Raw genomic sequence first — 24,481 nt, forward strand, 5'->3', positions numbered from 1 at the left:
CGATTCTGCCGGATACGGCAAGGATTCGCTCTGGCACGCGGGGATACCGCTGGCCTAGATACCGCAATGGAAAATCTTGCAATCTACGACATGGACAAGACGATCACGGCCGCGCCCACCTGGACGCGCTTCCTGATCCACGCCGCCCGGTGCCGCGCGCCGTGGCGCCTGGCGCTGCTGCCGCTGGCGGGGGCGGCGGGGCTGGCCTATTTCGTCAAGGCGATCGATCGCGGCACGCTCAAGCAGTTCGCCCAGCGGCTGCTGCTCGGCGGCGCGCTCTCGCCCGATGCGCTCGAGCGGGTCGCCGAGAGCTTTGCCGAGCACGAAGTCGAACAGGGCGTGCTTCAGGGCGCGCGCGACTGCATCGCCGCGGATCGGGCGGCGGGGTGCCGGCTGGTGATGGCGACGGCGTCGCATGGCTATTACGCCGCCGGGATCGCGCGGCGGCTGGGCTTCGACGATGTGGTCGCAACGCAGGCAAGGCGAGACGGGCAAGGCAAGATTCTTTCGCTGATCGAGGGGTATAACTGTTACGGGCCCGTAAAGCTCCGCATGATCGAAAATTGGATGGCGGAGCAGGGGATCGCGCGGGCGGGCGTCCATATCCGCGCCTATTCGGACCATGTTTCGGACGCGCCGCTGCTCGAATGGGCCGACGCGCCCTTCGCCGTCAACGCGCATGGCCCGCTGAAGCGGCTGGCCACGGCAAAGGGGTGGCCGCAGCTCGACTGGCGCTGACCCGCCGGCGGATCGAACCAACCGGGAGGCGGGGCGTTATCCGGACCCACCCCGACGGAAAGGTTCTCCCATGACGAAGTCGCTTGCCGATCTGGCCGAAATGATGCGCGACATCGATTTCGCGATGCTGTCCACGCACAGCGACGGAGGCACCATCGCGGCGCGCCCGATGAGCAACAATCGCGATGTCGATTATGCTGGCGACAACTGGTTCTTCGCCGACGGGAACACCCGGCTGGTGCGCGACATCGAGGGCGATGCGAACGTGAACCTGGGCTTCCAGGGCAAGGGCGGACTGCTGGGCATGAAGCCGGTGTTCCTCTCGATCGAAGGGCGCGCCGCGCTGATCCGCGACAAGGCGCGCTTTGCCGAGCATTGGAACAGCGACCTGGATCGCTGGTTCGAGCAGGGCATCGACACGCCGGGCCTGACGCTGATCCAGGTTCATGGCGTCCGCGCGCATTACTGGGACGGCGAGGAACAGGGCGAGCTGGTGCTTCAGGGCGCCGGGGCCACGAGCATGGCGACGCCGACCGGCTGAGGCGGAGTTAAAGCAGGCGGTCTACGGCGTGGATCGCCACGCCGACCAGCCCGCCGACCAGCGTGCCGTTGATCCGGATATACTGAAGGTCGCGCCCCACCGCGTTCTCCAGCCGTCCGGTCACGGTTCTGGCGTCCCATCCCCGGATCGTGTCCGACACCAGCCGGACGATGCCGTCGCCATAATCGGACGCCGCGCCCACGGCGGTGCGGCGGGCGAAGCGATTGATCGTCTCGGCCAGCCGCCGGTCGGTCTGGAGCGTCGCGCCGAATTGCTTCAGCGCCTCGCCGAAGCGCCCGCCCAGCGCGCGTTCGGGATCGCGGGCAAGCCGCAACAGTGCCGCCCGGCTCGATTCCCACAGCCCGTCGATCCAGTGCTGGAACGCCTGGTTCTCGAGCATCTCGGTCTTGAATGCCTCCACCTTGGCGCGGAGTTCGGGCTTGTTCTGCAAGTCGTCGGCAAAGCGCGCGAGCCCCTCTTCGGCCTTGATCCGCAGCGGGTGCGCGGGGTCCTCGGCCATTTCGGTAATCAGCTTGTGCAGGCCCTCGATGATCTTCTTGGCCAGCGTCTCGTCCAGCCCGGTCCAGCGCATCACCGATCCGGCGCGCGAATGGACGATCTCGCGGATCAGATGCTCATTGGCCTCCAGCGTGCGCGAGGCCCAGCGGATCATGCCGTCGAGCAGCGGCAGATGGCGATCATTGGCCATCGCGGCGGTAAGCGCCTGTCCCAGCAGCGGGGCGATTTCGATCGCGCGCAGTCGGGCGGCGATCGCGCCCTTGGCCATGCCGCCCAGCCGTTCCTGGTCGAGCGCCTCGAGCATGTCGGCGGCGAGGCGCGCGGCGCCGCTGCCGATTCGGCCATTGGCCTCGGGCGGGTTGGCGAGCCAGCGGCCGGCCGCTCCGGCCACGTCCACGCCGCGCATCCGGCGCGCGACGACGCTGGGAATCAGGAAATTGTCGCGCAGGAAGGCGGCGAGCGTGCCGGCGATCCGATCCTTGTTGCGCGGGATGATCGCAGTGTGCGGGATCGGCAGGTGGAGCGGGTGGCGGAACAGCGCGGTCACCGCGAACCAGTCCGCCAGCCCGCCGACCATCGCCGCCTCGGCAAAGGCGCGGAGATAGCCGATCGCGGGATGGAGCGGCTGGAAATAGCGCGCCGCCAGGAACAGCGCGGCCATCACGACCAGCAATCCGGTGGCGATCAGCCGCATGCGGCGCAGGCCGGGGGCGACGGGTTCGGCGGGGTGGGGAGCACGTGCTAGGGTCACATGCTCCCCAATACCTCAAATCGCGCGAAGTTCACTCCGCCGGTTGCGGCGCGTCGTCGCCGGGGCGGTGCTCGATCGCGGGACCGTGCGCGGCGATCAGCTTGCCGTCGTCGCCGGGGCGGTAAGTGAGCAGGCGGCGCGACAGCTTTGGCCCCAGCCACTGTTCCAGCCCCAGCGCGAGGCTGAACGCCGCCGGCACGATCACCAGCGTCAGCACCGTGGAGAGCAACAGCCCGCCGATCACGGTGATGCCCATCGGCGCGCGCCACGACGCATCGCCCGAACCGATCGCGGTGGGCACCATGCCCGCCACCATCGCCACGGTGGTCATCACGATCGGCTGGGCGCGCTTGTGCCCGGCATCGATGATCGCGACGATCTTCGGCACGCCCTTGTCCATTTCCTCGAGCGCGAAGTCGATCAGCAGGATCGAGTTCTTCGCGACGATGCCCAGCAGCATCAGGATGCCGATATAGACCGGCATCGAGACCGGATCGCCCGTCACCCACAGCGCCAGCAGCCCACCCAGCGGCGCGAGCAGCAGCGATCCCATGTTGACCAGTGGCGACACGAAGCGGCGATAGAGCAGGACCAGCACCGCAAAGACCAGGAACACGCCCGATATGACCGCGATGATGAAGTTCTGGATCATCTCGGCCTGCCACTTGGCGTTGCCGACCTTCAGTTCCTGCACGCCCATCGGCAGGTTCTTCATCAGCGGCAGATTGGCGATCTGCTCCATTGCCACGCCCGAGACATAGGGCTTGCCGGTCTTCGGATCGACGGCATAGTCTGCGCCCACCACCAGGCGACGCTGCTGGTTCAACCGCTGGATCTTAGTCGGCCCCGCGCCGAAGCTGATATCGGCGACGACGCGCAGCGGCACCGATCCGCCGCTTTGCGTGGCGACGGCCAGGTTCTGGATGGTCGAAAGCCGCGCGCGCGCGTCCTCGTTGATCGATACCCGGATCGGGATCTGGCGATCGGAGAGCGAGAATTTGGCGCTGTTCTGCTCGATATCGCCCAGCGTCGCGATCCGGATCGCGCTGCTCAGCGCCTGGGTAGTCACGCCCATGCTGGCGGCGAGATCGAGGCGCGGCGTGATGACGATTTCGGGCCGGTTGAGATCGCCCGAGACGCGCGGCGCGACCAGCGTGCTGAGCTTCGCCATTTCGCCGACCAGCTGGTTCGCCGTGCGCGCCAGCAGTTCGGGGTCCTCACCGCCCAGCACGATCGACACGTCACGTCCCGACGATCCCCAGCCGCCCTGCGACCGGAACGACACGCGCGCATCGGGGATCGCTGCCAGCGTCTTGGCCAGCGATTTCTGGAACGCGTCGCTCGTCATGTCGCGCTTGTCCTTGAGCAGCGCAGTGACGCGGCCATTGCCCACGAACGTGCGGGCATAGACATTGGCGACGATCGGCTGCTCGCGCAGGATTTCGGCGACGTGCGTGACGACGCGATCGGTCTGCTCCAGCGTGGTGCCGGGCACCATTTCAATATTGGCCTGGACGCTGTCCTGGTCCTGCGTCGGCTGGAAGGTCGAGGGCAGCGTGGCGAACAGCCAGATGGTGAGCCCGAACGCGACGCCCCCGGCGACGATCGCCGACCAGCGATGGATCATCGTCCATTTCAGGACCGCCATATAGCCGTCCATCAGCCAGCCGCCGCCATGCTCGGCATGCCCCTTGGCCTTCAGGAAATAGGCGGCGATCATCGGCGTGAGCATGCGGGCGACCGCAAGGCTCATCAGCACCGCCGCGACGACGGTGAGGCCGAAATTCTTGAAGAACTGGCCCGAAATGCCCGGCATCAGGCCGACGGGAAGGAACACTGCGACGATCGACATGGTGGTGGCGAGCACCGCCAGGCCGATTTCGTCGGCGGCGTCGATCGATGCCTGATAGGCCGATTTGCCCATCCGCATGTGGCGGACGATATTCTCGATCTCCACGATCGCGTCGTCGACCAGCACGCCCGCCACCAGGCTGAGCGCGAGCAGCGTCATCTGGTTGAGCGTGAAGCCCATCATTTCCATGAACCAGAAGGACGGGATCGCCGACAGCGGGATCGCCAGCGCCGAGATCACCGTCGCGCGCCAGTCGCGCAGGAACAGGAACACGATCAGCACCGCCAGCGCCGCGCCCTCGAACAGCGCTTCCATCGCCGAGTGATACTGGGCTTCGGCATATTTGCTGGTCGATGCCGACAGCAGTTCGAAATGCACCTTGGGATAGCGTTTTTCGAGATCGGCCAGCCGCTTTTCGACGGCGTGATAGATGGTCACGTCCGACGCGCCCTTGGCGCGGGTGACGTCGAAGCTCAGGACCTGCTTGCCGTTGAAGCGGGCGTACGAGGTCTGCTCGGCATAGAGGTCCTTGACCTCGGCGATGTCGGCCAGCCGCGTGGTGCGGCCGCCGCCCAGCGAAACCTGGGTCTGGCCCAGGTCATAGGCGCTGCGGGCGTTGCCCAGCACGCGCACGGACTGTTCGGAACCCGAAATCTCGGCCTTGCCGCCGGCGGCGTTCAGATTGACCTGGCGCAGCTGCTGGTTGATCTGGCTGGCGGTGATGCCGAGCGACTGGAGCTTGGCCGGATCGACGATCACGCGGATCTCGCGCTTGACGCCGCCGTTGCGGCTGACGCTGGCGGTGCCGGGAATGCCCAGCAGGTCCTTCGCCACCGTGTTATCGACGTACCAGCTGAGATCCTCGATCGTCATGTCGGTGGCGATCGCCGTGAAACTGGCGACTTCGTTATCGGAGGCGCTGTCGACCCGGCCGACCTGCGGCTCGAGAATGCCTTCGGGCAAGTCGCCGCGAATCTGCGCGATCGCATCGCGCACGTCGGTGACGGCGCGATCGATCGGGGTGCCGATCGCCAGCTGGATGACGGTCTGGCTGTTGCCTTCGCTCACCGTGGAATCGATCTGGTCGATGCCCTGCAGGCTGCGGATCGCCGCTTCGACCTTCTGCGTGATCTGCGTTTCGAGCTCGCTCGGCGCGGCGCCCGGCTGCGAGATCGAAATCCACACGATCGGGAAGTCGATGTCCGGGTTGTTGTTGACGTCCATGCGCGCGAAGCTGACCAGCCCCGCGATCGTCAGCGCGATGAACAATACGATCGGCGGAACCGGATTCCGGATGCACCAGGCCGAGATGTTGCGAAAGCTCATCGCGCGTATCCCTTATTTCTGCTTCTGAAGGTTGGGGATGACCTTCTGGCCCGGGTTGAGGAAGGCACCGGCGGTCAGCACGACACGTTCGTTGCCGCTCAGCCCGCTTGCGATGGCAACGCCCGATTCGGAGACTTCACCGGTCTTCACGGCAACGCGCACTGCCTCGTTCTTGTCGTTCAGCGTGTACACGAAATTGCCGTTGGTGTCGCTCTGCACCGCCGATTGCGGCAGGATGACCGCCGTGACCGATCCGGCGACGATCCGCGCGCTCGCGAAGCCGCCGGGGCGCAGTGCCGGATCATAGTTCAACGCGATGCGGGCAATGCCCTGGCGCGTCTGCGGATCGATGACCGGCGACACCTGCCACACTTCGCCGCGGAACGATTGCGTGGTGCCGGTGGGAGTCACGTCGGCGGGAACGCCGGCCCGGATCCGTTGCAGGTCGGCCTCGGCGAGCTGGGTGCGCAATTCCATCTGGCCGCCCTGGGCAAGACGGAACAGCACGCCCGACCCCGAGCTGACGATCTGGCCCGGCTCGACGCCGCGCGTCAGCACCAGCCCGGCGGCGGGGGCGCGGATGTCGAGGCGGCGATTGCGCGCCGAGGTTTCGGAAAGCTGTGCCTGGGCAACGCGGACGCGCGCCAGCGCCTGGTCGCGGGCCGCGGTCTTGCGGTCGATATCCGCCTTGGAGATGAATCCGTTTGCGACCAGTTTCTGGGCGCGGTCCAGTTCGGCCTGCGCCAGCCGGGCGTCGGCCTGCGCCACGCGCACCGACGCCGACAGCGATTCGGCGGTCTCGACCTGGACCGAGCGATCGACGGTGGCGAGGACCTGGCCGGCGCTTACCCAGCTGCCGGGTTCGACGAGGACGCGGGTGACCATGCCGCCTTCGCCGGCGACGCCGACCGGCATTTCGCGCCGTGCCGCCAGGCTGCCGGTGCCGGTGATGACGGTTTCGATGCTGCGGCGGCCCGGTGCCATGACGGTCACCGTCGGGATCTGGGACTGCGAGGATGCGCCCGCATCGCCCTTTTGCGCGTCGGCGTCCTTGCCGTTCATCAGCGCATAGGCGACGACAGCTATCGCCACCACTGCCAGCGCGACGACGATCCACAGCCAGCGGCGGCTACGCACCTTCGTTTCCGCCCCGGTGTATTCGAGCCGATCCTGCCGTCCAAACATCCTGCCCTCATAATTCATATGTGCGCCACTGCATCGGCGATGCCGCCGACGCCCCCACGTCCAGTAGCGCTGTATTATAAGAATAAGGCACCAGTCACAAGTGCCCGTTTCCGTATGTCCAACAAATGCCCGTGGGCATTTTTTTTCGCAAGCGCACCCAGTCGTTTCCGCGTAGAAACGGTTTTGCGCGACGCTACGGGCCCTGTCCGGCGACGGCGCAAGCAGGGCCTGTGCAGGGAGGGAATCATGTCGACGGGGATTTTCGGCGCGCTGGTGGTCGGCGTTGTCGCAGGGGCGCTTGGCACGCGCGTCATGCCGGGGAAGGACCCCGGCGGGATCGTCGTCACGATCGTCATCGGTATCGCCGGGGCGCTGCTGGCCTTTTACCTCACGCCGCTGCTGGGAATCGATGTGCGCGACAATGTCGGGCGGGCGTGTGCGGCGGCGGCGCTGGGGTCGGTGGCGTTGCTCGCGCTGTACCGGCTGGTGATCGCGCGCCGGATATGAATATTCGGCCACAATTCCGTTCAGCTTCCGTTTGTACCGGCTCGTCCAGTCCGGCGCAGGACATGAACGAGGGAGACGAACAATGACCAGGGCCATTTTGCTTGCCGCCGCACTGGCAGGCGCAGGGGCGGGCGCGCTGCCCGCCGCCGCGCAGGACGCACGCGTCACGGCGGTGCCGATCGATGGCACGGTGCTGGAGATCGCGGCAGAGGGCAGCACCACCCGGACGCCCGATGTGGCGATCCTGCAGGCAGGTGTCGTCACGCAGGCGGCGACCGCCGCGGAAGCGATGACGCAGAACGGCGCCCGGATGACCGCCGTGCTCGCCGCGCTGCGCCGCGCGGGCATTGCCGAGCGTGACATCCAGACCGCGACGATCAACCTCAGCCCGCAATATCGGTATCAGGACAACCAGCCGCCGGTGATCACGGGCTACCAGGCGTCGAACCAGGTGACGGTGCGGTTCCGCGACGTGGCGAAAAGCGGCGGCATTCTCGACATTCTGGTCCGTGAGGGCGCCAACAACATCGCGGGGCCGAACCTGACGCTCGACAAGCCCGAAGCCGCGCTCGACGAGGCGCGGACCGACGCGATCGCCAAGGCGCGGGCGCGGGCGACGCTCTATGCAAAGGCGGCGGGCCTGCGCGTCGATCGCATCCTGTCGATCACCGAAAGCGGTGCCTCCGCGCCCGGGCCGGTGCCGGTGATGATGACCGCGAGGCGCGAACTCGCCGATTCCGCCACGCCGATTGCGGCGGGGGAACGCGAGATGACCGTATCGGTATCGGTGCGGTTCCTGCTCAAGTAACGCGAAGGGCGCAGGTACGAAAAAAGGGCCACTCCTCGCGGAGCGGCCCTTTTTTTCTGCACTCTGGCGGTTAGCGGACGGAGCCGCGACGCACCAGGTTGACGATGGCGAGCAGGATGATCGCGCCGACGAGCGAGACGAGGAACGTCGTCAGGGTGATCGCGCTGTTGTTGATCGAGCCGCCGAACAGAAGGCCGCCAATAAAGGCGCCCACGATGCCGACGATGATGTTCAGGAAAATGCCCTGTTGCGCATCGGTGCGCATGATGATGCTTGCAAGCCAGCCGACGATGCCGCCGATGACGAGCCAGATAATGAGATTCATGACTGGTCCCCTTCATTGATAAACGCCCGACGGGCCGGGCACAGGGGAAAGAAACCACAGAGGTCATATTGGTTCCGTACCGATATTTTGCGGCTTTCCGGGAACCTATCCTTGCAATCTGCGTGGCTTGAAAACAGCACGGCCCGCTCCCGAGGCACTGGGGAGCGGGCCGTGAGTGGCTGGAATCGCTGCTGCGCGGGCGGGCAAGCGCCCGGCGCGACGATCAGTATTTCTGCTGGCGCTCGTATAAGGAGCGGTAATGCTGGATGCGCGTGACGCGCAGGCCCGGCATCCCCGATCGGTCGATCGCGCGCTGCCACCCGGCAAATTCCTCGACCGTGAGGCCATAGCGGTCGCAGACCTCGTCCACGCTCAGCAGTCCGCCATTCACGGCGGCCACGACTTCGGCCTTGCGGCGAACCACCCAGCGCGTCGTATTGGGTGGCGGAAGCGTGTCGAGCGTCAGCGGCTCGCCCAGGGGACCGATCACCTTTGCGGGACGGATCTTCTGATTCTCAATCATACACATGCCTCTCAGGCCGGGGGGCCTTATACTCGAACTCAGCAACAAATGTTAGCCGCAGCGCTTGAACATCGCCTGAAACGGCGCGGTAAACAGCGGCTTTACCTTCGTTACCATCGGGTTAGCGCCAAAGCGGCAGCCCGGTGGAATGCCCCGTGCACTGGCGCCAGCAACGTATCGACCGGCGCCACGATCGCCAGCCTCGCCTGTGCCCGGGCAGTCGGACTCGCGGCTTGCCGTGCCGCGATCCCGACCAGCAGCACCGCCAGCTCGGTCGGCATGGCGGTGACGCGACCTCCATGATCCACTCTGGCGAAGCTTAAATCCACTATGCTGCATCCGTTTTCGACTCTTTCCGTGGATCCTGTCTACCCCCTCAGGATGAAGGCACGGTAAAGGACGGAAAAAGGGCCGCTTAACCAGAGTTTCGAAATCCTTTCCGGCGGCGCGGGTGGATCGCCGGCACAGTTGCGCCTATGTGCAAGCGATCATGACCCCAGCAGAGTTCCAGTTGGCCGGCCCGCCTTCCGCGCGGCGCATCGTCGTTGCCATGTCGGGCGGCGTCGATTCCTCGGTCGTCGCGGCGCTGGCCGCCGCAACGGGTGCAGAGACGATTGGCGTCACGCTCCAGCTCTATGACCATGGCGAGGCGGTGGGCCGTGCGGGCTCGTGCTGCGCGGGGCGCGACATTCGCGATGCGCGCGCGGTGTGCGACCGGCTGGGCATCGCGCATTATGTGTTCGACCATGAAAGCAGCTTCCGCGAGACGGTGATCGACGATTTCGCCGACGAATATCTGGCCGGGCGCACCCCCATTCCGTGCGTGAAGTGCAACATGGGGCCAAAATTCACCGACCTGTTCAAGCTCGCGCGCGATCTGGGCGCCGATTGCCTGGCGACCGGCCATTATGTCCGCCGGGTCGTGGGCGCACACGGCCCGGAGCTGCACCGGGCGATCGATCCCGCGCGAGACCAGAGCTATTTCCTGTTCGCCACCACGCGCGATCAGCTCGATTTCCTGCGCTTCCCGTTGGGGGGGATGGAAAAGGCCGAAGTGCGCGCGCTCGCCGCCGAGATGGGGCTGGGCGTCGCGGGCAAGCCCGACAGCCAGGATATCTGCTTCGTGCCCGACGGCGACTATGCCGCGCTGGTCAAGAAGCTGCGGCCCGAGGCCGAGACCGGCGGCGCGATCGTGGACGAGGGCGGGCGCGTGCTGGGGATGCACAAGGGGCTGATCCACTTCACCGTCGGCCAGCGCCGGGGGCTCGAGATCGGCGGCACGCCCGAGCCGCTCTATGTCCTGCGGCTGGAGCCGGAGACGCGGCAGGTCGTGGTCGGCCCGCGTCGCGCGCTGGCGGTGCGTTCCGCCCGGATCGAGAATATCAACTGGCTGGGCGAGGGCCATGACGGCCCCGTCACTGCCAAGGTGCGCAGCCTCGCCAAGCCGGTGCCCGCGCGGCTGGAGGGCGATCGGGTGGTGTTCGACAGCCCCGAATATGGCGTCGCGCCGGGGCAGGCCGCGGTGCTCTATGCCGGCGACCGCGTGCTGGGTGGCGGCTGGATCGCCGAGACCGAACGCGCCGAGATGGCAGCGGCCTGACGCGGGCGACGCTTTATGGAGAATGTGATGACCGAAGCCGTAAAGCCATGGGACGGGAAAGTCGTGCGCACCTGGCTGGAGCGCAGGATCGCGTCGGCGCGGCTCGATCAGGCGGCGGCGGACCGGCGCGGCTATGAGGCGCGCGACGACTATGACCAGGCGGCCGCCGAGGAATGGGCCTGCCGCGCGCTCGCGATCGGCGACGATGCCGATGCGCAGGCGGCCTTCGCGGCGCGGATCAAGGCGCTGATCGGACAGGACGAATATCGCGCGACCGGCATCAACGACGATGTCCGCTTCGAGCGCCACGTCCGCAGCCATCTGCGCAAGGTGGCGAAGATGGCCAAGACGAATACGGGGTTCGAGAAGACGCTGCGCTATCAATAGCGGCAGCCGACTGCCGACACTGCCGCCGTCGCAGGCAGAGTGAACATCCATCGCGTTGACGCCGGGAATATAGGCACATACCGCCGCCCAGGACATAACGGGTGGGAAACAAGTCGATGCGGTCGCGGCTCTGCGCATTTCTGTTGGGGGCCACGCTTGTCGGAAGTGCCTCGCCCGCCCAGACGACTCGTCCGGTGGTGCCCGCCCCCTCCGAGGTGACGCTGGCGCAGGCTGGCGATCAGACCAGGGCGCTCGTGAAATCGGCGATGGCCGAGCAGCATATCCCGGCACTTCAGGTGGCGGTCCTGCTGGACGGGCGCGTTGTGCTGTCCGAGGCCTATGGCATGGCCGATGTCGAACAGCATGTCGCGGCGACTCGCGACACGCTCTTCCCGATCAATTCCGCGACCAAATCCTTTACCGGCGTCGCGATCATGCAACTGGTCGAGGCGGGCAAAGTCGATCTCGAGGCGCCGGTTTCGCGCTATCTGGACGGATTGCCCGAGCACTGGCGCCCGATACGCATCCGCCAGTTGCTTGCCCATTCCTCCGGCCTGCCCAACATCGTCGACGAAAAGGGCCTGGTCGGCGGGGGCAGCGATGCAGAGGCCTGGGCCAAGGTGCAGACGCTTCCCATGGACGGGGAGACCGGGGCGGCGTTCGCCTATAACCAGACCAATTACGTCCTGCTGGGCCGCATCATCGAGAAAATGAGCGGGCGACCGTTCGAACAGTTTCTGGCCGAGCGTCAGTTCGTCCCCGCCGGCATGGCGCATGCGCGGTTCGGCGACGGGTACGACATCGTACCTGGGCGTGCCGACGTCTATATCCGTGCGCACGAGGGACGCGGAGACCCAGCAGACCAGGACGCGCTGTATCACTGGATCGATGAGATCCCGGTGTCGACGCGTGCCGGCGCCGGGCTCTACACGACTGCAGACGACCTCGCGCGGTGGATCGTCGCGCTGCAGGGCGGTCGGCTGCTGGCAAAGCCCGACACTGTCCGACGCATGTGGCAGCCCGACATGCTCAACAGCGGCAAGCCGAATATCTGGGCGATGGGCTGGCCCATCCTCGCCGGGACGAAGCGCCGGGCGCTGGGCGGTATCGGCGGCGGGCGATCGACGTTCTTCGTCTATCCCGACGATGGCGTCGCAGTGATCGTGATGACCAATCTGGTCGGCGCGAATCCGCAAAACCTGGTGGACAGGATCGCCGGCTTTTACCTTGCGGCTGCGCGGCGCTGATCCTCAGATCGTCATCGTCCCCGTAATCACCGTGACGCATGCGCCGCCAAGCACCACACGGTCTCCCGCCAGCGTGCAGGTGAGGTGCCCGCCCCGGCGCGACGCCTGGAACGCGGTGAAGCGGTCGCGGCCGAGCCGCGCGGCCCAATACGGCGTCAGCACGCTGTGCGCCGCTCCGGTCACGGGGTCCTCATCAATCCCGGCGGCGGGAGCGAAGACGCGGCTGACCACGTCGGTATCGGTGCCGGGCGCCGTGACGATGTTGAGCGTGTCGCCCAGCGCCGCCAGCGCGCGGAAATCGGGCGTGAGTGCCCGCACCGCCTCGGCGCTGTCGAGCACGGTCAGGTCATAGCCGTTCGGGTGGCGCAGCGTCTCCACGGCATGCGCCAGCCCCAGCGCTACCAGCACGTCGGGCATCCGCTCGGGCGTTGCGGGATAGGCGGGCAGCGACACCGCATAGTTGGCGCCGTCGCGGTGGACCTCCAGCACGCCGGCCTTGCGCGTGGCGAAGGTCACGGCGTCGCGCGCGGGATCGGCGGACAACAGATAATGGCCGCTTGCCAGCGTGGCATGGCCGCACAGCGCGATTTCGACGGCGGGGGTGAACCAGCGCAGTTCGTAGTCCGCCGCCCCGCTCGCGTCGGGCACGAGAAACGCAGTCTCGGAGATGTTGTTCTCCTCGGCGATCGCCTGGAGCACGGCGTCGTCCAGCCAGGCATCGAGCGCGATCACTGCGGCCGGATTGCCGGTGAAGGGCGCGTCGGCAAAGGCGTCGATCTGGGCGAAGGGCAGCGTCGTCATTTCAAATCCTCGAGCAAATTCGCTTCGGCGAGCGGATTATCGGGCTGGTCGACATGGCCCTCGGGATCGACATGGATCAGGATCTCGGTGCCGGGAAATTCGGCCTCCAGCGCATGTTCGAGCCGGTCGAGCACCGCGTGCGCCGCCGCGACGGTCATGTGCGGGTCCATCCACAGATGGAACTGGACGAAATCGCGCGTGCCGCTGGTGCGGGTGCGCAGATCGTGCAGGCCGATCAGTTCGGGATGGCGCGCGGCAACCTCGACGAAGCGGGCGCGCCGTTCTTCGGGCCATTCCTTGTCCATCAACTGATCGATCGCCGCGACGGAGGCGCGCCAGGCGCCGAACAGCAGCCAGAAGGCGATGCCGATGCCGAACACCGCGTCCGCCCCGGACCAGCCGATATATTGATCGAGCGCGAGCGCGGCGATCACGGCGGCGTTCATGAACAGGTCCGACTGGTAATGGACATTGTCGGCGCCGATCGCGATGCTGCCGGTGCGGCGGATCACCGATCGCTGATAGGCGGTGAGCGCCAGCGTCGCGAGGATCGCGATCACCGACACGCCGATTCCCGTCTCCGCATCGGTGCTGGCCTGGTCGACAAGCAGCCGCTGGACCGCGCGCAGCAGGATGGCGAAGGCCGAGACCGCGATCACCGCGACCTGGAACAAAGCGGCCAGCGCCTCGGCCTTGCCATGGCCGAAACGGTGCTTGTCGTCCGCCGGCTGCGCCGCCCAGTGCACGCCCGCCAGCGTCACGAGCGAGGCGACGAAATCGAGCAGGCTGTCGGCCAGGCTGGCGAGCACCGCGACCGAGCCGGTCTTCCACGCGGCATAGCCCTTGAGCGCGCCGAGCAGGATCGCAGTGGCGACGCTGGCCAGCGCGGCGCGCCGAGCGAGGTTCGTCACGGGTACAACATGCCTTCGCGCCAGCCATCGCCATCGCGCGTGAACACGCGCCGTTCGTGCAGGCGATGCTCGCGGTCCTGCCAGAATTCGATGGTGTCGGGCGTGACGCGGTATCCGCCCCAATGCGGCGGGCGGGGGACCGGGGCGCCGTCGAACCGGGCGCGCATTTCTTCGTACCGCGCCTCGAACGTCGCGCGGTCGGGCAGCGGGCGCGACTGGTCCGATGCCCAGGCGCCCAGCTGCGAATCGCGGCTGCGCGTGGCGAAATAGGCGTCCGATTCGGCGTCGCTGACGTGCGATACCGGCCCTTCGATGCGGATCTGGCGGCGCAGCGACTTCCAGTGGAAGAGCAAGGCCGCCTTGGGCGTGGCGGCCAGATCCGCGGCCTTGCGCCCCTCACGATTGGTATAGAAGACGAAGCCGCGCGGGTCGTGCCCCTTGAGTAGCACCATCCGCACCGAAGGCTGGCCGGCGGGATCGACGGTGGCGAGCGCCATCGCGTTCGAATCGTTGATCTCGGTGGTCCGGGCTTCGGTGTACCAGGAATCGAAGAGCGTGAAGGGGTCGAGGGTCATGGCGCTGCCTTATACGGTTGCGTCCGCCGATAGGACAGGCGGAACAGACGCGACCTTGGGGATTTGAATCGGCTTCGCAACGAGGGATGATCCGCATGGCCGCGCGCGCATATTGGCAGGGACAGATACGGCTCGCGCTGGTCTCGATCCCCGTCGAAATCTACACCGCGACCAAATCGGGCGCGCAAGTGAGCTTTCACCAGATCCACGAGCCGAGCGGCAAGCGGATCCAGTACGAGAAGGTCGCGCCCGGCGTGGGCCCCGTCGACGTGGACGAGATCGTCAAGGGATTCGAAGTCGAGAAGGGCGAATATGTCCTGCTGGAGCAGGACGAGATCGACGCGGTGAAGCTCGAATCCAAAAAGACGCTCGAGCTGACCCAGTTCGTCGATGCGGACGAGACCGACGTGCTCTATTACGAAAAGCCCTATTTCGTGGTCCCCGCCGACGATCTGGCCGAAGAGGCGTTCATCGTGCTGCGCGAGGCGCTGCGCCGCACGCGCAAGGTGGGGCTGGGACAGCTGGCGATGCGCGGCCGCGAATATGTCGTCAGCCTGAAGCCGTGCGGGCGCGGCATGGTGCTGGAAACGCTGCGCTATGCCGATGAGGTCAACAAGGCGCAGGGCTATTTCCGCGACATCCCCGACGATGCGCCGGACCCCGAGCTGCTCGACCTGGCCGAGACGCTGATCGGCAAGAAGGCGGCGAAGTTCGATCCGGCGGGGTTTCACGATCGCTATGTCGATGCGCTCAAGGACCTGATCGAGCGCAAGAAAAAGGCCAAGGGCGCGAAAGTGATCGAGGAAGACCCCGATGCCCCGACCAGCCGGGGATCGAACGTGGTCGATCTGATGGCGGCGCTCAAGAAATCGCTGGAAAAGCCGGGCGCCAAGGACGCGGCTAAAAAAGCGCCCGCGAAGAAGGCACCGGCGAAGAAGGCCCCAGCAAGGAAACGGGCATGATTCCCCTCCCGCTTGCGGGAGGGGCTAGGGGAGGGGATGGTGCGCTACCCCCCGCACTCCGGGCCCTCCCCCGATCCCTCCCGCAAGCGGGAGGGGAGGTTCATCATGGCTGATACCCCGCTCGCCAAATACAATGCCAAGCGCGATTTCGCGCAGACGCAGGAGCCCGAGGGCGTCGTGGCCGTTACGGGAGGCCCCTCGACAGGCTCAGGACGGTTCATCGTCCAGAAGCACGACGCGACGCGGCTCCACTGGGACTTCCGCCTCGAAGTCGATGGCGTGCTCAAGAGCTGGGCCGTTACGCGCGGGCCCAGTCTGGACCCCGACGAGAAGCGGCTGGCGGTGCGCACCGAAGACCATCCGCTGTCCTATGCCGATTTCGAGGGGACGATCCCCAAGGGCCAATATGGCGGCGGCACGGTGATGCTGTGGGACCAGGGCGTGTGGGAGCCGGTGGCGGGCAAATCGGCAAAGGACCTGGAGAAGGGGCATCTGCACTTCCGCCTCGACGGACACCGGATGAAGGGCGAATGGATGCTGATCCGGCTCAAGCCCCACGGCAAGGAAAAGGGCGAGAACTGGCTGCTGCGCAAGCTCGACGACGCCTATGCCGGCGCGACCGACGCACTGGTCGAGACCGCGCTGACCAGCGTGACGACCGGGCGGACGATGCAGGAGATTGCGGAAGGCGTGGGGACGGGGCGGCCAGCGAAGCGCTCCTTCCCCTCCCGCTCGCGGGAGGGGCTAGGGGAGGGGCCGCGCTCGCGCGGCGCTTCTTCTACTTCAGGCCCTCCCCCGACCCCTCCCGCAAGCGGGAGGGGAGTGAAGAAAGTTCCCGCCTTCCAGCCGCTCCAGCTCGCGACGCTGGTGGACAGCGTGCCGACCGGCAGCGAGTGGCTGCACGAGGTCAAATATGACGGCTATCGCGCGCTGGTGGCGACCGGCGCGGCGCCCAGACTCTATACGCGCTCCGGGCTCGACTGGACCGACAAGTTCCCCGGCATCGCGCAGGCGGCCAAGGCGCTGCCCGGTGGTGCGTTGATCGACGGGGAGATCGTGGCGTTCAAGCAGGGCAAGCCCGATTTCTCGACGCTCCAGGACGCGATTTCGAGCGGCGGCGAGGGGCTGGTGCTGTTCGCGTTCGACCTGCTTCGCGAAGGCGGCAAGGACGTGACCGGGCTGGGCCAGCTCGCGCGCAAGGAGCGGCTGCGCGCGCTGCTGGCGGGCGCGGACCCGGCGATCCAGTTTTCCGAGCATATCGTCGGCGCGGGCGAGAAGCTGTTCGAGACGATGTGCCGCGAAGGTTATGAGGGCGTCGTCTCGAAGCGCGCCGATGCGCCCTATCGAGGCGCGCGGACCAAGAGCTGGCTCAAGATCAAATGCACCCATCGCCAGGAATTCGTGATCGTCGGCTGGCTGCCCAGCAGTGCGCGGGGGCGCGGCTTTCGTTCGCTGATGCTGGCGGTGAACGGGCCCGACGGTCTGGTCTATGCGGGCAAGGTGGGGACGGGGTTCAGCGCCGATACGCTTCACGCCCTGCGCGAAACGCTGGACGGGCTGGCGGTCAGCAAACCGCCGGTCGCGGTGCCGCGCGCCGATGCGCGGGGCGCGCACTGGGTAAAGCCTACACTCGTCGCCGAAGTGGCCTTTGCCGAGTTCACGGCGGACAAGGTGGTGCGCCACGCCAGCTTCCTGGGGCTGCGCGGCGACAAGAAGGCGGCCGATGTGGTCGCGGAAACCCCGGTGGCTGCGCCCGCGCCCGTCGAATCGCACATCAAGATCAGCAGTCGCGAGCGCGTGATCTTCCCCGAATCCGGGCTGACCAAGGGCCAGCTGGCGGATTATTACGCCGTCGTCGCGCCGATCGCGCTGCGCTGGATGGGCGACCGCCCGATCAGCCTGGTGCGATGCCCGCAGGGGCGCGCCAAGCAATGCTTTTTCCAGAAGCACGACGCCGGCAGCTTCGGCGACGATGTCCACCATGTCGACGTGCGCGAAAAGGACGGGTCGACCGAGCCCTATCTCTATGTCGACAGCATCGACGGCGTGCTTGCGTGCGTCCAGATGGGAACGATCGAGTTCCACGGCTGGGGCAGTCGCGTCGCCGATATCGAAAAGCCCGATCGCATGATCTTCGACCTCGACCCCGACGAGGGGCTCGACTTCGCGGAAGTGAAAAAGGCTGCGGTGGACCTCAAGGACCATCTCGCCGACATGGGGCTGACCAGCTGGCCGCTGCTGTCGGGGGGCAAGGGGGTGCATGTCGTCGTGCCGCTGCTGCCGCGCGCCGAATGGCCCGATGTGCGCAGCTTTGCCGAGCGATTCGCCCGCGCGCTGGCGAGCGCCGAGCCCGAGCGCTTCACCGCGAACCTCAAGAAAGCGACGCGCAAGGACAGGATCTTCATCGACTATCTGCGCAACCAGCGCGGGGCGACCGCCGTGATGCCCTATTCCGCCCGCGCCCGCGAAGGCGCGCCGGTGGCGGTCCCCGTGACGTGGAGCGAGTTGCGCGACCTGGACGATGCCAAGCGCTTCACGATCCGCGACGCCGCGACGCTGATCGAGCGCGCGCAAAGCCGCGCGTTGCAGGGATGGGGCGAGGCGGAGCAGGCGTTGCCGGATGTCTAGGTTCCCCCGCGCAAGCGGGGGTCCAGGGCGTCGAGCGCATCGCCCGTGACTCTGGGCCCCCGCTTTCGCGGGGGAACGGCATTCCCAACACATCCCCTCTCCCCAAGGCGCTTCGCTTGTTGCATGGCAGCATCGAATGCCGCATCGTCGGCGAAAGGGTTGAAGGAAGCATCTTGGCCAGCCGCGCAGCGACGGGATTGTTCGACGCAGGCACGATCGCGGGCCGCTGGATCGCCGACTATTGCGGCCATGCCCCCGCAGGCGACGTGCTGTGCGATGCCGGCGATGCCAGCGCCTGGGCTGCGGTGTTCGAGGAACTGGCGGGTGTCGGCGGCGAAAGCCTGGAGCATGTCCGAGAGCGCGCCCAGCGTGCCGCCGCCGACATCGGCACGGGGTTTCGCATCGCGGGCGAGGGTGAGGAACGGCCCTGGCCGCTGTCGCCGGTCCCGCTGCTGATCGACAAGGCCGAATGGACCGGCATCGCCGAGGGCATCGCCCAGCGCGCCGAATTGATGGAGACGATCCTCCGCGACCTGTACGGCCCGTCGCTGCTGGTCACGGACGGGCACATCCCCGCGACGCTGGTGACGGGCAGCCCGTTCTTCCTGCGCCCGCTGACGCACCTCAACCAGCCGGGCGACTATCACCTGCAATTCATCGCCGCCGACCTGTGCCGTGGGCCGAACGGCGAATGGCGCGTGCTGGCCGATCACCTGCGCGCGCCCGCTGGCGCGGGCTATGCGCTGGAGAACCGGCTTGCGCTGGCGCGCACGCTCGACGGGTTGCAGGGGCGGCTGAATATCGAGCGCCACGCGCCGTTCTTTGCCGCGTTCCGCGAGGGGCTCGCCGAATCGTGCAAGCGTGCCGAGCCGCGCATGGCGCTGCTCACGCCGGGGCGGCTGAACCCGAGCTATGCCGAACAGGCGCATCTGGCGCGCTATCTGGGGTTCCTGCTGGTCGAGGGTGCCGATCTCGCGGTGCTCGACGATCGGCTGTATGTCCGCACGATCGCGGGGCTCAAGCGCATCGATGCGCTGTGGCGGCGCGTCGATCCCCGGCTGCTCGATCCGCTTGCGCTCGATTCGCACTCCACCATCGGCGTGCCGGGGCTGATCGATGCGATGGCGGCGGGCAATGTCGTGGTCGCCAATGCACCGGGCGCGGGGATGCTCGAGGCGCCCGCCTTTGCCGCGTTCCTGCCGCAGCTTTGCCAGGCGCTGATGGGCGCGCCGCTCAAGCTGCCCAATATCGCGACCTGGTGGTGCGGGCAGCCCCGCGAATGCGCGCACGTCGCCGACGCGCTCGATACGCTGCTGATCTCCCCCGCGTTCGGCGTGCCCCCGCTGGGGCTGCCCGGGGGGCGGGCCGTGCTGGGCGCCGATCTGGACCCTGAACAGCGCGCTGCGCTGCTCGCCGACATGGTGCGCCGTCCGCAGGATTATGTCGGGCAGGAAGTCGTGCGCCTCTCGACCATGCCCGTCGTCGCCGACGATGCGCTGGCGCCGCGCCCGTTCACCCTGCGCGTCTTTGCGGCGCGCGGTCCCGATGGCGCGTGGACGGTGCTGCCCGGCGGCTTTGCCCGGATCGGCGAGCACCCCGATGTCCGCGCCGCCGTGATGGGCGAGGGGGTGTGGTCCGCCGATGTCGCGATCCATGGCGCCGAGCCGGTCGCGGCGGTGTCGCTGCTTCCCGCCGGCGACACGACCCAGCTGCGCCGGAACCCCGGCACGCTGCCCAGCCGGGTTGCCGACAATCTGTTTTGGCTGGGCCGCTATCTGGAGCGCGGCGAGGCGCTGCTCGGCGTGATCCGCGTGCTGCTGGGCCATTCGATCAGCGCCGATACCGGCGCCGCGCTGTCGATCGAGACAGTCGAGAAGCTGGCGCGGCTGGTGGTGCAGAGCGAGGCGGCGCCCGAGCCCAAGGCGTATAAGCGCACCGACCTGACGCAGCTGGCGCGCACCGCGCTGGAGAGCGAGGAGTGGCGCAGCGTGCGGGCGATCAACCGCCAGGCGCGCTATATCGGCGAAGTCTCGCGCGACCGCCTGTCCGCCGACATGATCCGGCTGCTCGACGCGCCTTTCCCGCAACGCGGGGTGCTGCTCGACAAGGCGGGATCGCTCCAGCGGCGCTATTCGGCGCTGGCCGGGCTGGCGGGCGAGCATATGGCGCGCACCGATGCGTGGCGCTTCCATGATATCGGCCGGCGGATCGAGCGCGCGAGTGCGGCGATCCGCTTCGTCCGCGCCTTTGGCGGGCCGGATGCGACCAGCGACGATCTGTCGACGCTGCTCGACTTGTCGGACAGCCAGATCAGCTATCGCCAGCGCTACCTGACCGGGCTGGCCCGCATCCCGGTGCTCGATCTGGTGACGCTCGACCCCGGCAATCCGCGCGCGATCGCGTTTCAGGTGGCGGCGATTTCGGGCCATCTCAACAAGCTGCCGGTGCTGTCCGACGACGGGCTGGCCGAGGCGCAGCAGGAACAGGCGCGCGAACTGGCCGCCGTGCTCGTCACCGCCAATGCCAAGCGGATCGACGACGCGCTGCTCGCGGGGCTGGAGACGCGATTGATGCGGCTCAGCGAAGCCATCGCCCGGCGCTATTTCCTCCAGGGCGCCGAACCGCTGCGCGCGGCGGGGATGGTGCTGGCATGATGCTGTACCGCATCCGCCACGTGACGCGCTTTGCCTATGCGCGGCCAGTGGCGTTTGCGCGCAACAATCTGCGGCTGAAGCCCATCCTGTGGTCCGGACAGGCGCTGGAGGACTATGCGCTGCGGATCGACCCTGCCGGGCGCACCTATCCCGCGCGGGCCGAGGCGGGGCTCGCCAATGTCGTGCGGCTGGTGGTGGATACGCCGGCGCTGACGCTGACGATCGAGAGCAACGCCACGGTGCGCGTGAACCGCCCGATCCGCTTTCCGCAAGCCGGCGACCCCACGCTGGCGCAGGTCGCGGCATGGGCGCGCGCGAGCCGCGACGCGAGCCCGGCCAGCCCGGCCAGCTATCTCTACCCCTCGCCGCTGATCCCGCTGGATGCCGAGATCGCGGCGTGGTGCGCCGAGGAACTGGACCCCCGGCGCGGCGTGCTGGAGGCGGCGATCGCGCTGGCGTGGCGCATCCAGCGCGAATTCGCGTTCGATCCCACTGCGACGCTGGTCGATACGCCCCCGCACGAGGCGTTCCTGAAGCGCGGCGGGGTGTGCCAGGATTTCGCGCAGATCATGCTGTCGGGCCTGCGCGCGGCCGGGCTGCCCGCCGCCTATGCCTCGGGCTATCTGCGCACGCTGCCGCCGCCGGGCAAGCCCCGGCTGGTGGGGGCGGACGCCACCCATGCCTGGGTACTGCTATGGGCGGGGCCGGAACTGGGCTGGGTCGGGGTGGACCCCACCAACGGCATCTGGATGGCCGAGGACCATGTGATCGTCGCGATCGGCCGCGATTATGGCGACGTCGCGCCGATCGACGGCATCGTGCTGGGATCGGGCGCGCAGAAGATGGACGTATCGGTCGATGTCGAGCCGCTGGCGATCGACGCAGCCTAGCCTCTTGCACTTGGGCGCTGCGACGCCGAAATAGCGGCCACGAATAGGGGAAAAAATGGCCGATCCGTACGCAATTCTGGGTGTCGAGCGCAGCGCGACCGAGGCTGACATCAAAAAGGCCTATCGCAAGCTCGCCAAGGAGCTGCATCCCGACAAGAACAAGGACAATCCCAAGGCGACCGAGCGTTTCAGCCAGGTCACCCAGGCCTATGACCTGCTGACCGACAAGGACAAGCGCGCCCGGTTCGATCGCGGCGAGATCGACGGCGACGGCAATCCCGCGTCGCCCTTCGGGTTTGGCGGCGCAGGCGGCGGGCAGAGCGGGTTCCGTCCCGGCGGCGGGCAATTCGATTTCGGCGGCGGCGACGGCGGCGATATCGGCGATATTTTCGAAGGACTGTTCGGCGGCGGTGCCCGGCGCGGCGGCGGCGGGTTCAGCGGCGGTTTCGGTGGTTTCGGGCGACGTCCCCCGGCAAAGGGCGGCAACAGCGCCTATCGGCTGGCCGTGGCGTTCGAGGATGCGGCGACGCTCGCGCCCCAGCGGATCACGCTGGGCGACGGCAAGACGATCGACCTCAAGCTCCCCGCCGGCGTCGAGACCGGCACCCAGATGCGGCTGGCCGGAAAGGGCGAGGACGGCCCCGGCGGCCCCGGCGACGCGATCGTCACGATCGAAGTCCAGCCGCACCGTTTCTATGAGCGCGTGGGCGACGACATTCATCTCGACCTGCCGGTGACGCTGTCCGAAGCGGTGCTGGGCGCGCAGGTGCGCGTGCCCACCCCCGATGGCGCGGTGATGCTGACCGTGCCCAAGGGTGCGAGTTCGGGCAAGGTGCTGCGGCTCAAGGGGCGCGGCTTCCACAAGAAGGGCGGCGCGCGCGGCGACCTGCTGGTCACGCTGATGGTCGAATTGCCCGCCGACGACGCCGAACTCGTCGCTTTCGCGCAAGGGTGGCAGGACAAGGGGAACCCGCGCGGCCGCATGGGCGTCTGACCCCTTGTGAACACAGGGGAAAAATCCGCCGCTCCAGCGGCGCGGCCGGGTGTGCTCGGTCGCATCCGCGCGCTGCTGACGCGGATGGGCGCGGGCCCACGCTTTTTCACGATTCTCAGCCGGGTGGCGGTGGGCACGTTCAACGACGGGTTCACTTATGCCGGCAACCTTGCCTATCTGTCGCTGGTCACGATCTTCCCCTTCCTGATCGTTGCCGCGGCAGTCGCGCAGCTCGTGGGGCGCAGCGCCGAGGGTATCCGCACGCTCGAGGCGTTCCTGCAAACCGTGCCGCCCGACGTCGCCGATGTGCTGCGCAAGCCCGCGACCGACGTGCTCCAGGCACGCACCGGCAGCCTGTTATGGTTCGGCGCGGTCGTGGGGCTGTGGACCACGGCGGGGTTTATCGAGACGCTGCGGGGTATTCTGCGCCAGGCCTATGGCGTCCAGTCGAGCACGCCGTTCTGGAAACAGCGGCTGGGATCGATCGGGATCATCATCGCGGCAGTGGTGCTGGCGATGGCGGCGTTCAGCCTCCAGGTGATGCTGACCGGCGTCGAACAGTTCCTGTACAAGCTGGTGCCGTTCGGCTCGAACCTCCAGGCGATCGTCTCCTTGTCCAAGCTCGCGCCGGCGGTGGTGCTGTTCGGCGCGCTGTACATCCTGTTCTATTCGCTGACGCCCGGGCGCTATCGCAAGACCGCCTGCCCCAAATGGCCCGGCGCGTTCTTCACCACCGCGTGGTGGATGCTGGTGACGTCGGCACTGCCCTGGGTGCTGGGGACGCTGGGCAGCTACGACCTGACCTATGGCAGCCTGGCGGGGGTGATGATCGCGCTGATCTTCTTCTTCCTGGTGGGGCTGGGCATGGTTGTTGGCGCCGAACTGAATGCAGCCCTAGCGGAAACGCCGAAGAACGGTCTAGAGGAGGCGGCGAAGCAGGAGGTTGAGCCATCGTGACCGGATTGATGGAGGGTAAGCGCGGACTGATCATGGGTCTGGCGAACGATCGTTCGCTGGCATGGGGTATCGCGAAGCAATTGCACGCACAGGGCGCCGAGCTGGCGTTCAGCTATCAGGGCGAGGCGCTGGAAAAGCGCGTGCGCCCGCTGGCCGAACAGCTGGGCAGCGATTTCCTGATCGAATGCGACGTGTCGGACATGACCGAGCTGGACAAGACGTTCGCGACGCTGGCGGAGCGCTGGCCGACGATCGACTTCGTCGTCCACGCCATCGGCTTTTCGGACAAGAACGAGCTGCGCGGCGGCTATGTCGACACCAGCCTCGACAATTTCCTGATGACGATGAACATCAGCGTCTATTCGTTCGTGGCGGTGGCAAAGCGTGCGTCGGCGATGATGCCGAACGGCGGCAGCCTGTTGACGCTCAGCTATTACGGGGCGGAAAAGGTGATCCCGCACTATAACGTGATGGGCGTCGCCAAGGCCGCGCTGGAAACCAGCGTCCAGTATCTGGCGGTCGACCTGGGGCGCGACAATATCCGCGTCAACGCGATCTCCGCCGGCCCGATCAAGACGCTGGCCGCGTCGGGCATCGGCGATTTCCGCCTGATCCTGAAGTGGAACGAGCTGAATTCGCCGCTGAAGCGCAACGTGACGATCGAGGATGTCGGCGGCGCCGGGCTGTACCTGCTCAGCGACCTGTCGAGCGGCGTGACCGGCGAGACGCACCATGTCGACGCCGGCTACAACGTGATCGGGATGAAGGCCGAGGACGCACCGGACATCGCGCTGGTGTGA

General features: G+C 67.3%; 23 protein-coding genes. 14 read left to right on the forward strand and 9 right to left on the reverse strand.

All coding sequences use genetic code 11. The annotated features are described in order from the left end of the window. Window positions 1-66: 66 nt before the first annotated feature. On the forward strand, window positions 67-738 hold the full coding sequence (locus ACG3SL_RS20455) for an HAD family hydrolase (RefSeq protein WP_448662982.1): 672 nt from the start codon (window positions 67-69) through the stop codon (window positions 736-738). 70 nt (window positions 739-808) lie between these two features. Next, window positions 809-1,279, forward strand: coding sequence for a pyridoxamine 5'-phosphate oxidase family protein (locus ACG3SL_RS20460; protein ID WP_448662983.1), 471 nt, complete (start codon window positions 809-811; stop codon window positions 1,277-1,279). 7 nt (window positions 1,280-1,286) lie between these two features. Here the strand turns inward: ACG3SL_RS20460 and ACG3SL_RS20465 are convergent, their stop codons facing one another. The 3 genes from ACG3SL_RS20465 to ACG3SL_RS20475 form a co-directional block, all read right to left on the reverse strand. Further along, window positions 1,287-2,492, reverse strand: coding sequence for a DUF445 domain-containing protein (locus ACG3SL_RS20465; protein WP_448665188.1), 1,206 nt, complete (start codon window positions 2,490-2,492; stop codon window positions 1,287-1,289). An 88-nt stretch (window positions 2,493-2,580) separates the two neighbouring features. Beyond that, window positions 2,581-5,727: an efflux RND transporter permease subunit gene (locus ACG3SL_RS20470; protein ID WP_448662984.1), complete on the reverse strand. Its 3,147-nt coding sequence runs from the start codon at window positions 5,725-5,727 to the stop codon at window positions 2,581-2,583. 12 nt (window positions 5,728-5,739) lie between these two features. Continuing rightward, window positions 5,740-6,930 carry an efflux RND transporter periplasmic adaptor subunit gene (locus ACG3SL_RS20475; RefSeq protein ID WP_448662985.1) on the reverse strand — a complete coding sequence of 397 codons (1,191 nt, stop codon included), beginning with the start codon at window positions 6,928-6,930 and terminating at the stop codon, window positions 5,740-5,742. 228 nt (window positions 6,931-7,158) lie between these two features. Here ACG3SL_RS20475 and ACG3SL_RS20480 point away from each other — a divergent pair, with 228 nt between their 5' ends. Next, window positions 7,159-7,419 (forward strand): GlsB/YeaQ/YmgE family stress response membrane protein, encoded by a 261-nt coding sequence (locus tag ACG3SL_RS20480; RefSeq protein ID WP_448662986.1) that lies wholly within the window; start codon window positions 7,159-7,161, stop codon window positions 7,417-7,419. Between the two features lie 82 nt (window positions 7,420-7,501). After that, window positions 7,502-8,227 (forward strand): SIMPL domain-containing protein, encoded by a 726-nt coding sequence (locus ACG3SL_RS20485; protein WP_448662987.1) that lies wholly within the window; start codon window positions 7,502-7,504, stop codon window positions 8,225-8,227. Window positions 8,228-8,297: 70 nt separating this feature from the next. Here the strand turns inward: ACG3SL_RS20485 and ACG3SL_RS20490 are convergent, their stop codons facing one another. From ACG3SL_RS20490 to ACG3SL_RS20500, 3 genes are all read right to left on the reverse strand, one after another. Next, a complete protein-coding gene (locus ACG3SL_RS20490) occupies window positions 8,298-8,552 on the reverse strand; it encodes a GlsB/YeaQ/YmgE family stress response membrane protein (protein ID WP_448662988.1) in 255 nt (84 codons plus the stop codon). 223 nt (window positions 8,553-8,775) lie between these two features. Beyond that, window positions 8,776-9,075: a CtrA inhibitor SciP gene (gene sciP / locus ACG3SL_RS20495; protein ID WP_448662989.1), complete on the reverse strand. Its 300-nt coding sequence runs from the start codon at window positions 9,073-9,075 to the stop codon at window positions 8,776-8,778. Between the two features lie 110 nt (window positions 9,076-9,185). Then, window positions 9,186-9,383: a hypothetical protein gene (locus ACG3SL_RS20500; protein ID WP_448662990.1), complete on the reverse strand. Its 198-nt coding sequence runs from the start codon at window positions 9,381-9,383 to the stop codon at window positions 9,186-9,188. A 182-nt stretch (window positions 9,384-9,565) separates the two neighbouring features. Here ACG3SL_RS20500 and mnmA point away from each other — a divergent pair, with 182 nt between their 5' ends. The 3 genes from mnmA to ACG3SL_RS20515 all read left to right on the forward strand — a co-directional run bounded on the left by mnmA (window position 9,566) and on the right by ACG3SL_RS20515 (window position 12,309). Beyond that, window positions 9,566-10,675 (forward strand): tRNA 2-thiouridine(34) synthase MnmA, encoded by a 1,110-nt coding sequence (gene mnmA / locus ACG3SL_RS20505; RefSeq protein WP_448662991.1) that lies wholly within the window; start codon window positions 9,566-9,568, stop codon window positions 10,673-10,675. Between the two features lie 27 nt (window positions 10,676-10,702). Beyond that, window positions 10,703-11,062: a hypothetical protein gene (locus tag ACG3SL_RS20510; RefSeq protein WP_448662992.1), complete on the forward strand. Its 360-nt coding sequence runs from the start codon at window positions 10,703-10,705 to the stop codon at window positions 11,060-11,062. Window positions 11,063-11,178: 116 nt separating this feature from the next. Then, window positions 11,179-12,309 (forward strand): serine hydrolase domain-containing protein, encoded by a 1,131-nt coding sequence (locus ACG3SL_RS20515; RefSeq protein WP_448662993.1) that lies wholly within the window; start codon window positions 11,179-11,181, stop codon window positions 12,307-12,309. Between the two features lie 3 nt (window positions 12,310-12,312). On the opposite strand, the gene ACG3SL_RS20520 is transcribed toward ACG3SL_RS20515, so the two are convergent. From ACG3SL_RS20520 to pdxH, 3 genes are read right to left on the reverse strand one after another with little or no spacing between them, the layout of a single operon-like run. After that, on the reverse strand, window positions 12,313-13,110 hold the full coding sequence (locus ACG3SL_RS20520; RefSeq protein ID WP_448662994.1) for a PhzF family phenazine biosynthesis protein: 798 nt from the start codon (window positions 13,108-13,110) through the stop codon (window positions 12,313-12,315). After that, window positions 13,107-14,021 carry a cation diffusion facilitator family transporter gene (locus ACG3SL_RS20525; RefSeq protein ID WP_448662995.1) on the reverse strand — a complete coding sequence of 305 codons (915 nt, stop codon included), beginning with the start codon at window positions 14,019-14,021 and terminating at the stop codon, window positions 13,107-13,109. Before ACG3SL_RS20525 ends, ACG3SL_RS20520 begins: the two co-directional genes overlap by 4 nt. Next, window positions 14,018-14,596, reverse strand: coding sequence for a pyridoxamine 5'-phosphate oxidase (gene pdxH, locus ACG3SL_RS20530; RefSeq protein WP_448662996.1), 579 nt, complete (start codon window positions 14,594-14,596; stop codon window positions 14,018-14,020). The genes ACG3SL_RS20525 and pdxH overlap by 4 nt, the downstream gene beginning before the upstream one ends. A gap of 95 nt (window positions 14,597-14,691) precedes the next feature. Between pdxH and ku the strand changes: the two genes are divergently transcribed. The 7 genes from ku (at window position 14,692) to fabI (ending at window position 24,481) form a co-directional block, all read left to right on the forward strand. After that, window positions 14,692-15,558, forward strand: coding sequence for a non-homologous end joining protein Ku (gene ku, locus ACG3SL_RS20535; RefSeq protein WP_448662997.1), 867 nt, complete (start codon window positions 14,692-14,694; stop codon window positions 15,556-15,558). Between the two features lie 105 nt (window positions 15,559-15,663). Then, window positions 15,664-18,186, forward strand: a complete 2,523-nt coding sequence (ligD, locus tag ACG3SL_RS20540) for a DNA ligase D (protein ID WP_448662998.1) — start codon at window positions 15,664-15,666, stop codon at window positions 18,184-18,186. Window positions 18,187-18,359: 173 nt separating this feature from the next. After that, entirely contained in the window at window positions 18,360-20,840 is a 2,481-nt protein-coding gene (locus ACG3SL_RS20545) for a circularly permuted type 2 ATP-grasp protein (RefSeq protein WP_448662999.1), read from the forward strand. Next, window positions 20,840-21,730, forward strand: a complete 891-nt coding sequence (locus ACG3SL_RS20550) for a transglutaminase family protein (RefSeq protein WP_448665189.1) — start codon at window positions 20,840-20,842, stop codon at window positions 21,728-21,730. The genes ACG3SL_RS20545 and ACG3SL_RS20550 overlap by 1 nt, the downstream gene beginning before the upstream one ends. Window positions 21,731-21,785: 55 nt before the next feature. Next, window positions 21,786-22,724: a DnaJ C-terminal domain-containing protein gene (locus tag ACG3SL_RS20555; protein ID WP_448663000.1), complete on the forward strand. Its 939-nt coding sequence runs from the start codon at window positions 21,786-21,788 to the stop codon at window positions 22,722-22,724. A 51-nt stretch (window positions 22,725-22,775) separates the two neighbouring features. Then, window positions 22,776-23,681, forward strand: a complete 906-nt coding sequence (locus tag ACG3SL_RS20560; protein WP_448663001.1) for a YihY/virulence factor BrkB family protein — start codon at window positions 22,776-22,778, stop codon at window positions 23,679-23,681. Then, window positions 23,678-24,481, forward strand: coding sequence for an enoyl-ACP reductase FabI (fabI, locus tag ACG3SL_RS20565; RefSeq protein WP_448663002.1), 804 nt, complete (start codon window positions 23,678-23,680; stop codon window positions 24,479-24,481). The genes ACG3SL_RS20560 and fabI overlap by 4 nt, the downstream gene beginning before the upstream one ends.

The organism is Sphingomonas degradans, from assembly GCF_053502645.1.

Excerpts from the sequence above, each read along its gene's own strand:
- ACG3SL_RS20490 (WP_448662988.1), bottom strand. The coding sequence starts at position 8,552 with ATGAATCTCATTATCTGGCTCGTCATCGGCGGCATCGTCGGCTGGCTT.
- ACG3SL_RS20485 (WP_448662987.1), top strand. The coding sequence starts at position 7,502 with ATGACCAGGGCCATTTTGCTTGCCGCCGCACTGGCAGGCGCAGGGGCG.
- ACG3SL_RS20470 (WP_448662984.1), bottom strand. The coding sequence starts at position 5,727 with ATGAGCTTTCGCAACATCTCGGCCTGGTGCATCCGGAATCCGGTTCCG.
- ACG3SL_RS20460 (WP_448662983.1), top strand. The coding sequence starts at position 809 with ATGACGAAGTCGCTTGCCGATCTGGCCGAAATGATGCGCGACATCGAT.
- ACG3SL_RS20480 (WP_448662986.1), top strand. The coding sequence starts at position 7,159 with ATGTCGACGGGGATTTTCGGCGCGCTGGTGGTCGGCGTTGTCGCAGGG.
- ku (WP_448662997.1), top strand. The coding sequence starts at position 14,692 with ATGGCCGCGCGCGCATATTGGCAGGGACAGATACGGCTCGCGCTGGTC.
- ACG3SL_RS20550 (WP_448665189.1), top strand. The coding sequence starts at position 20,840 with ATGCTGTACCGCATCCGCCACGTGACGCGCTTTGCCTATGCGCGGCCA.
- ACG3SL_RS20475 (WP_448662985.1), bottom strand. The coding sequence starts at position 6,930 with ATGAATTATGAGGGCAGGATGTTTGGACGGCAGGATCGGCTCGAATAC.
- pdxH (WP_448662996.1), bottom strand. The coding sequence starts at position 14,596 with ATGACCCTCGACCCCTTCACGCTCTTCGATTCCTGGTACACCGAAGCC.
- ACG3SL_RS20510 (WP_448662992.1), top strand. The coding sequence starts at position 10,703 with ATGACCGAAGCCGTAAAGCCATGGGACGGGAAAGTCGTGCGCACCTGG.
- ACG3SL_RS20555 (WP_448663000.1), top strand. The coding sequence starts at position 21,786 with ATGGCCGATCCGTACGCAATTCTGGGTGTCGAGCGCAGCGCGACCGAG.
- sciP (WP_448662989.1), bottom strand. The coding sequence starts at position 9,075 with ATGATTGAGAATCAGAAGATCCGTCCCGCAAAGGTGATCGGTCCCCTG.
- mnmA (WP_448662991.1), top strand. The coding sequence starts at position 9,566 with ATGACCCCAGCAGAGTTCCAGTTGGCCGGCCCGCCTTCCGCGCGGCGC.
- ACG3SL_RS20520 (WP_448662994.1), bottom strand. The coding sequence starts at position 13,110 with ATGACGACGCTGCCCTTCGCCCAGATCGACGCCTTTGCCGACGCGCCC.
- ACG3SL_RS20455 (WP_448662982.1), top strand. The coding sequence starts at position 67 with ATGGAAAATCTTGCAATCTACGACATGGACAAGACGATCACGGCCGCG.
- ACG3SL_RS20465 (WP_448665188.1), bottom strand. The coding sequence starts at position 2,492 with ATGCGGCTGATCGCCACCGGATTGCTGGTCGTGATGGCCGCGCTGTTC.
- ligD (WP_448662998.1), top strand. The coding sequence starts at position 15,664 with ATGGCTGATACCCCGCTCGCCAAATACAATGCCAAGCGCGATTTCGCG.
- ACG3SL_RS20515 (WP_448662993.1), top strand. The coding sequence starts at position 11,179 with ATGCGGTCGCGGCTCTGCGCATTTCTGTTGGGGGCCACGCTTGTCGGA.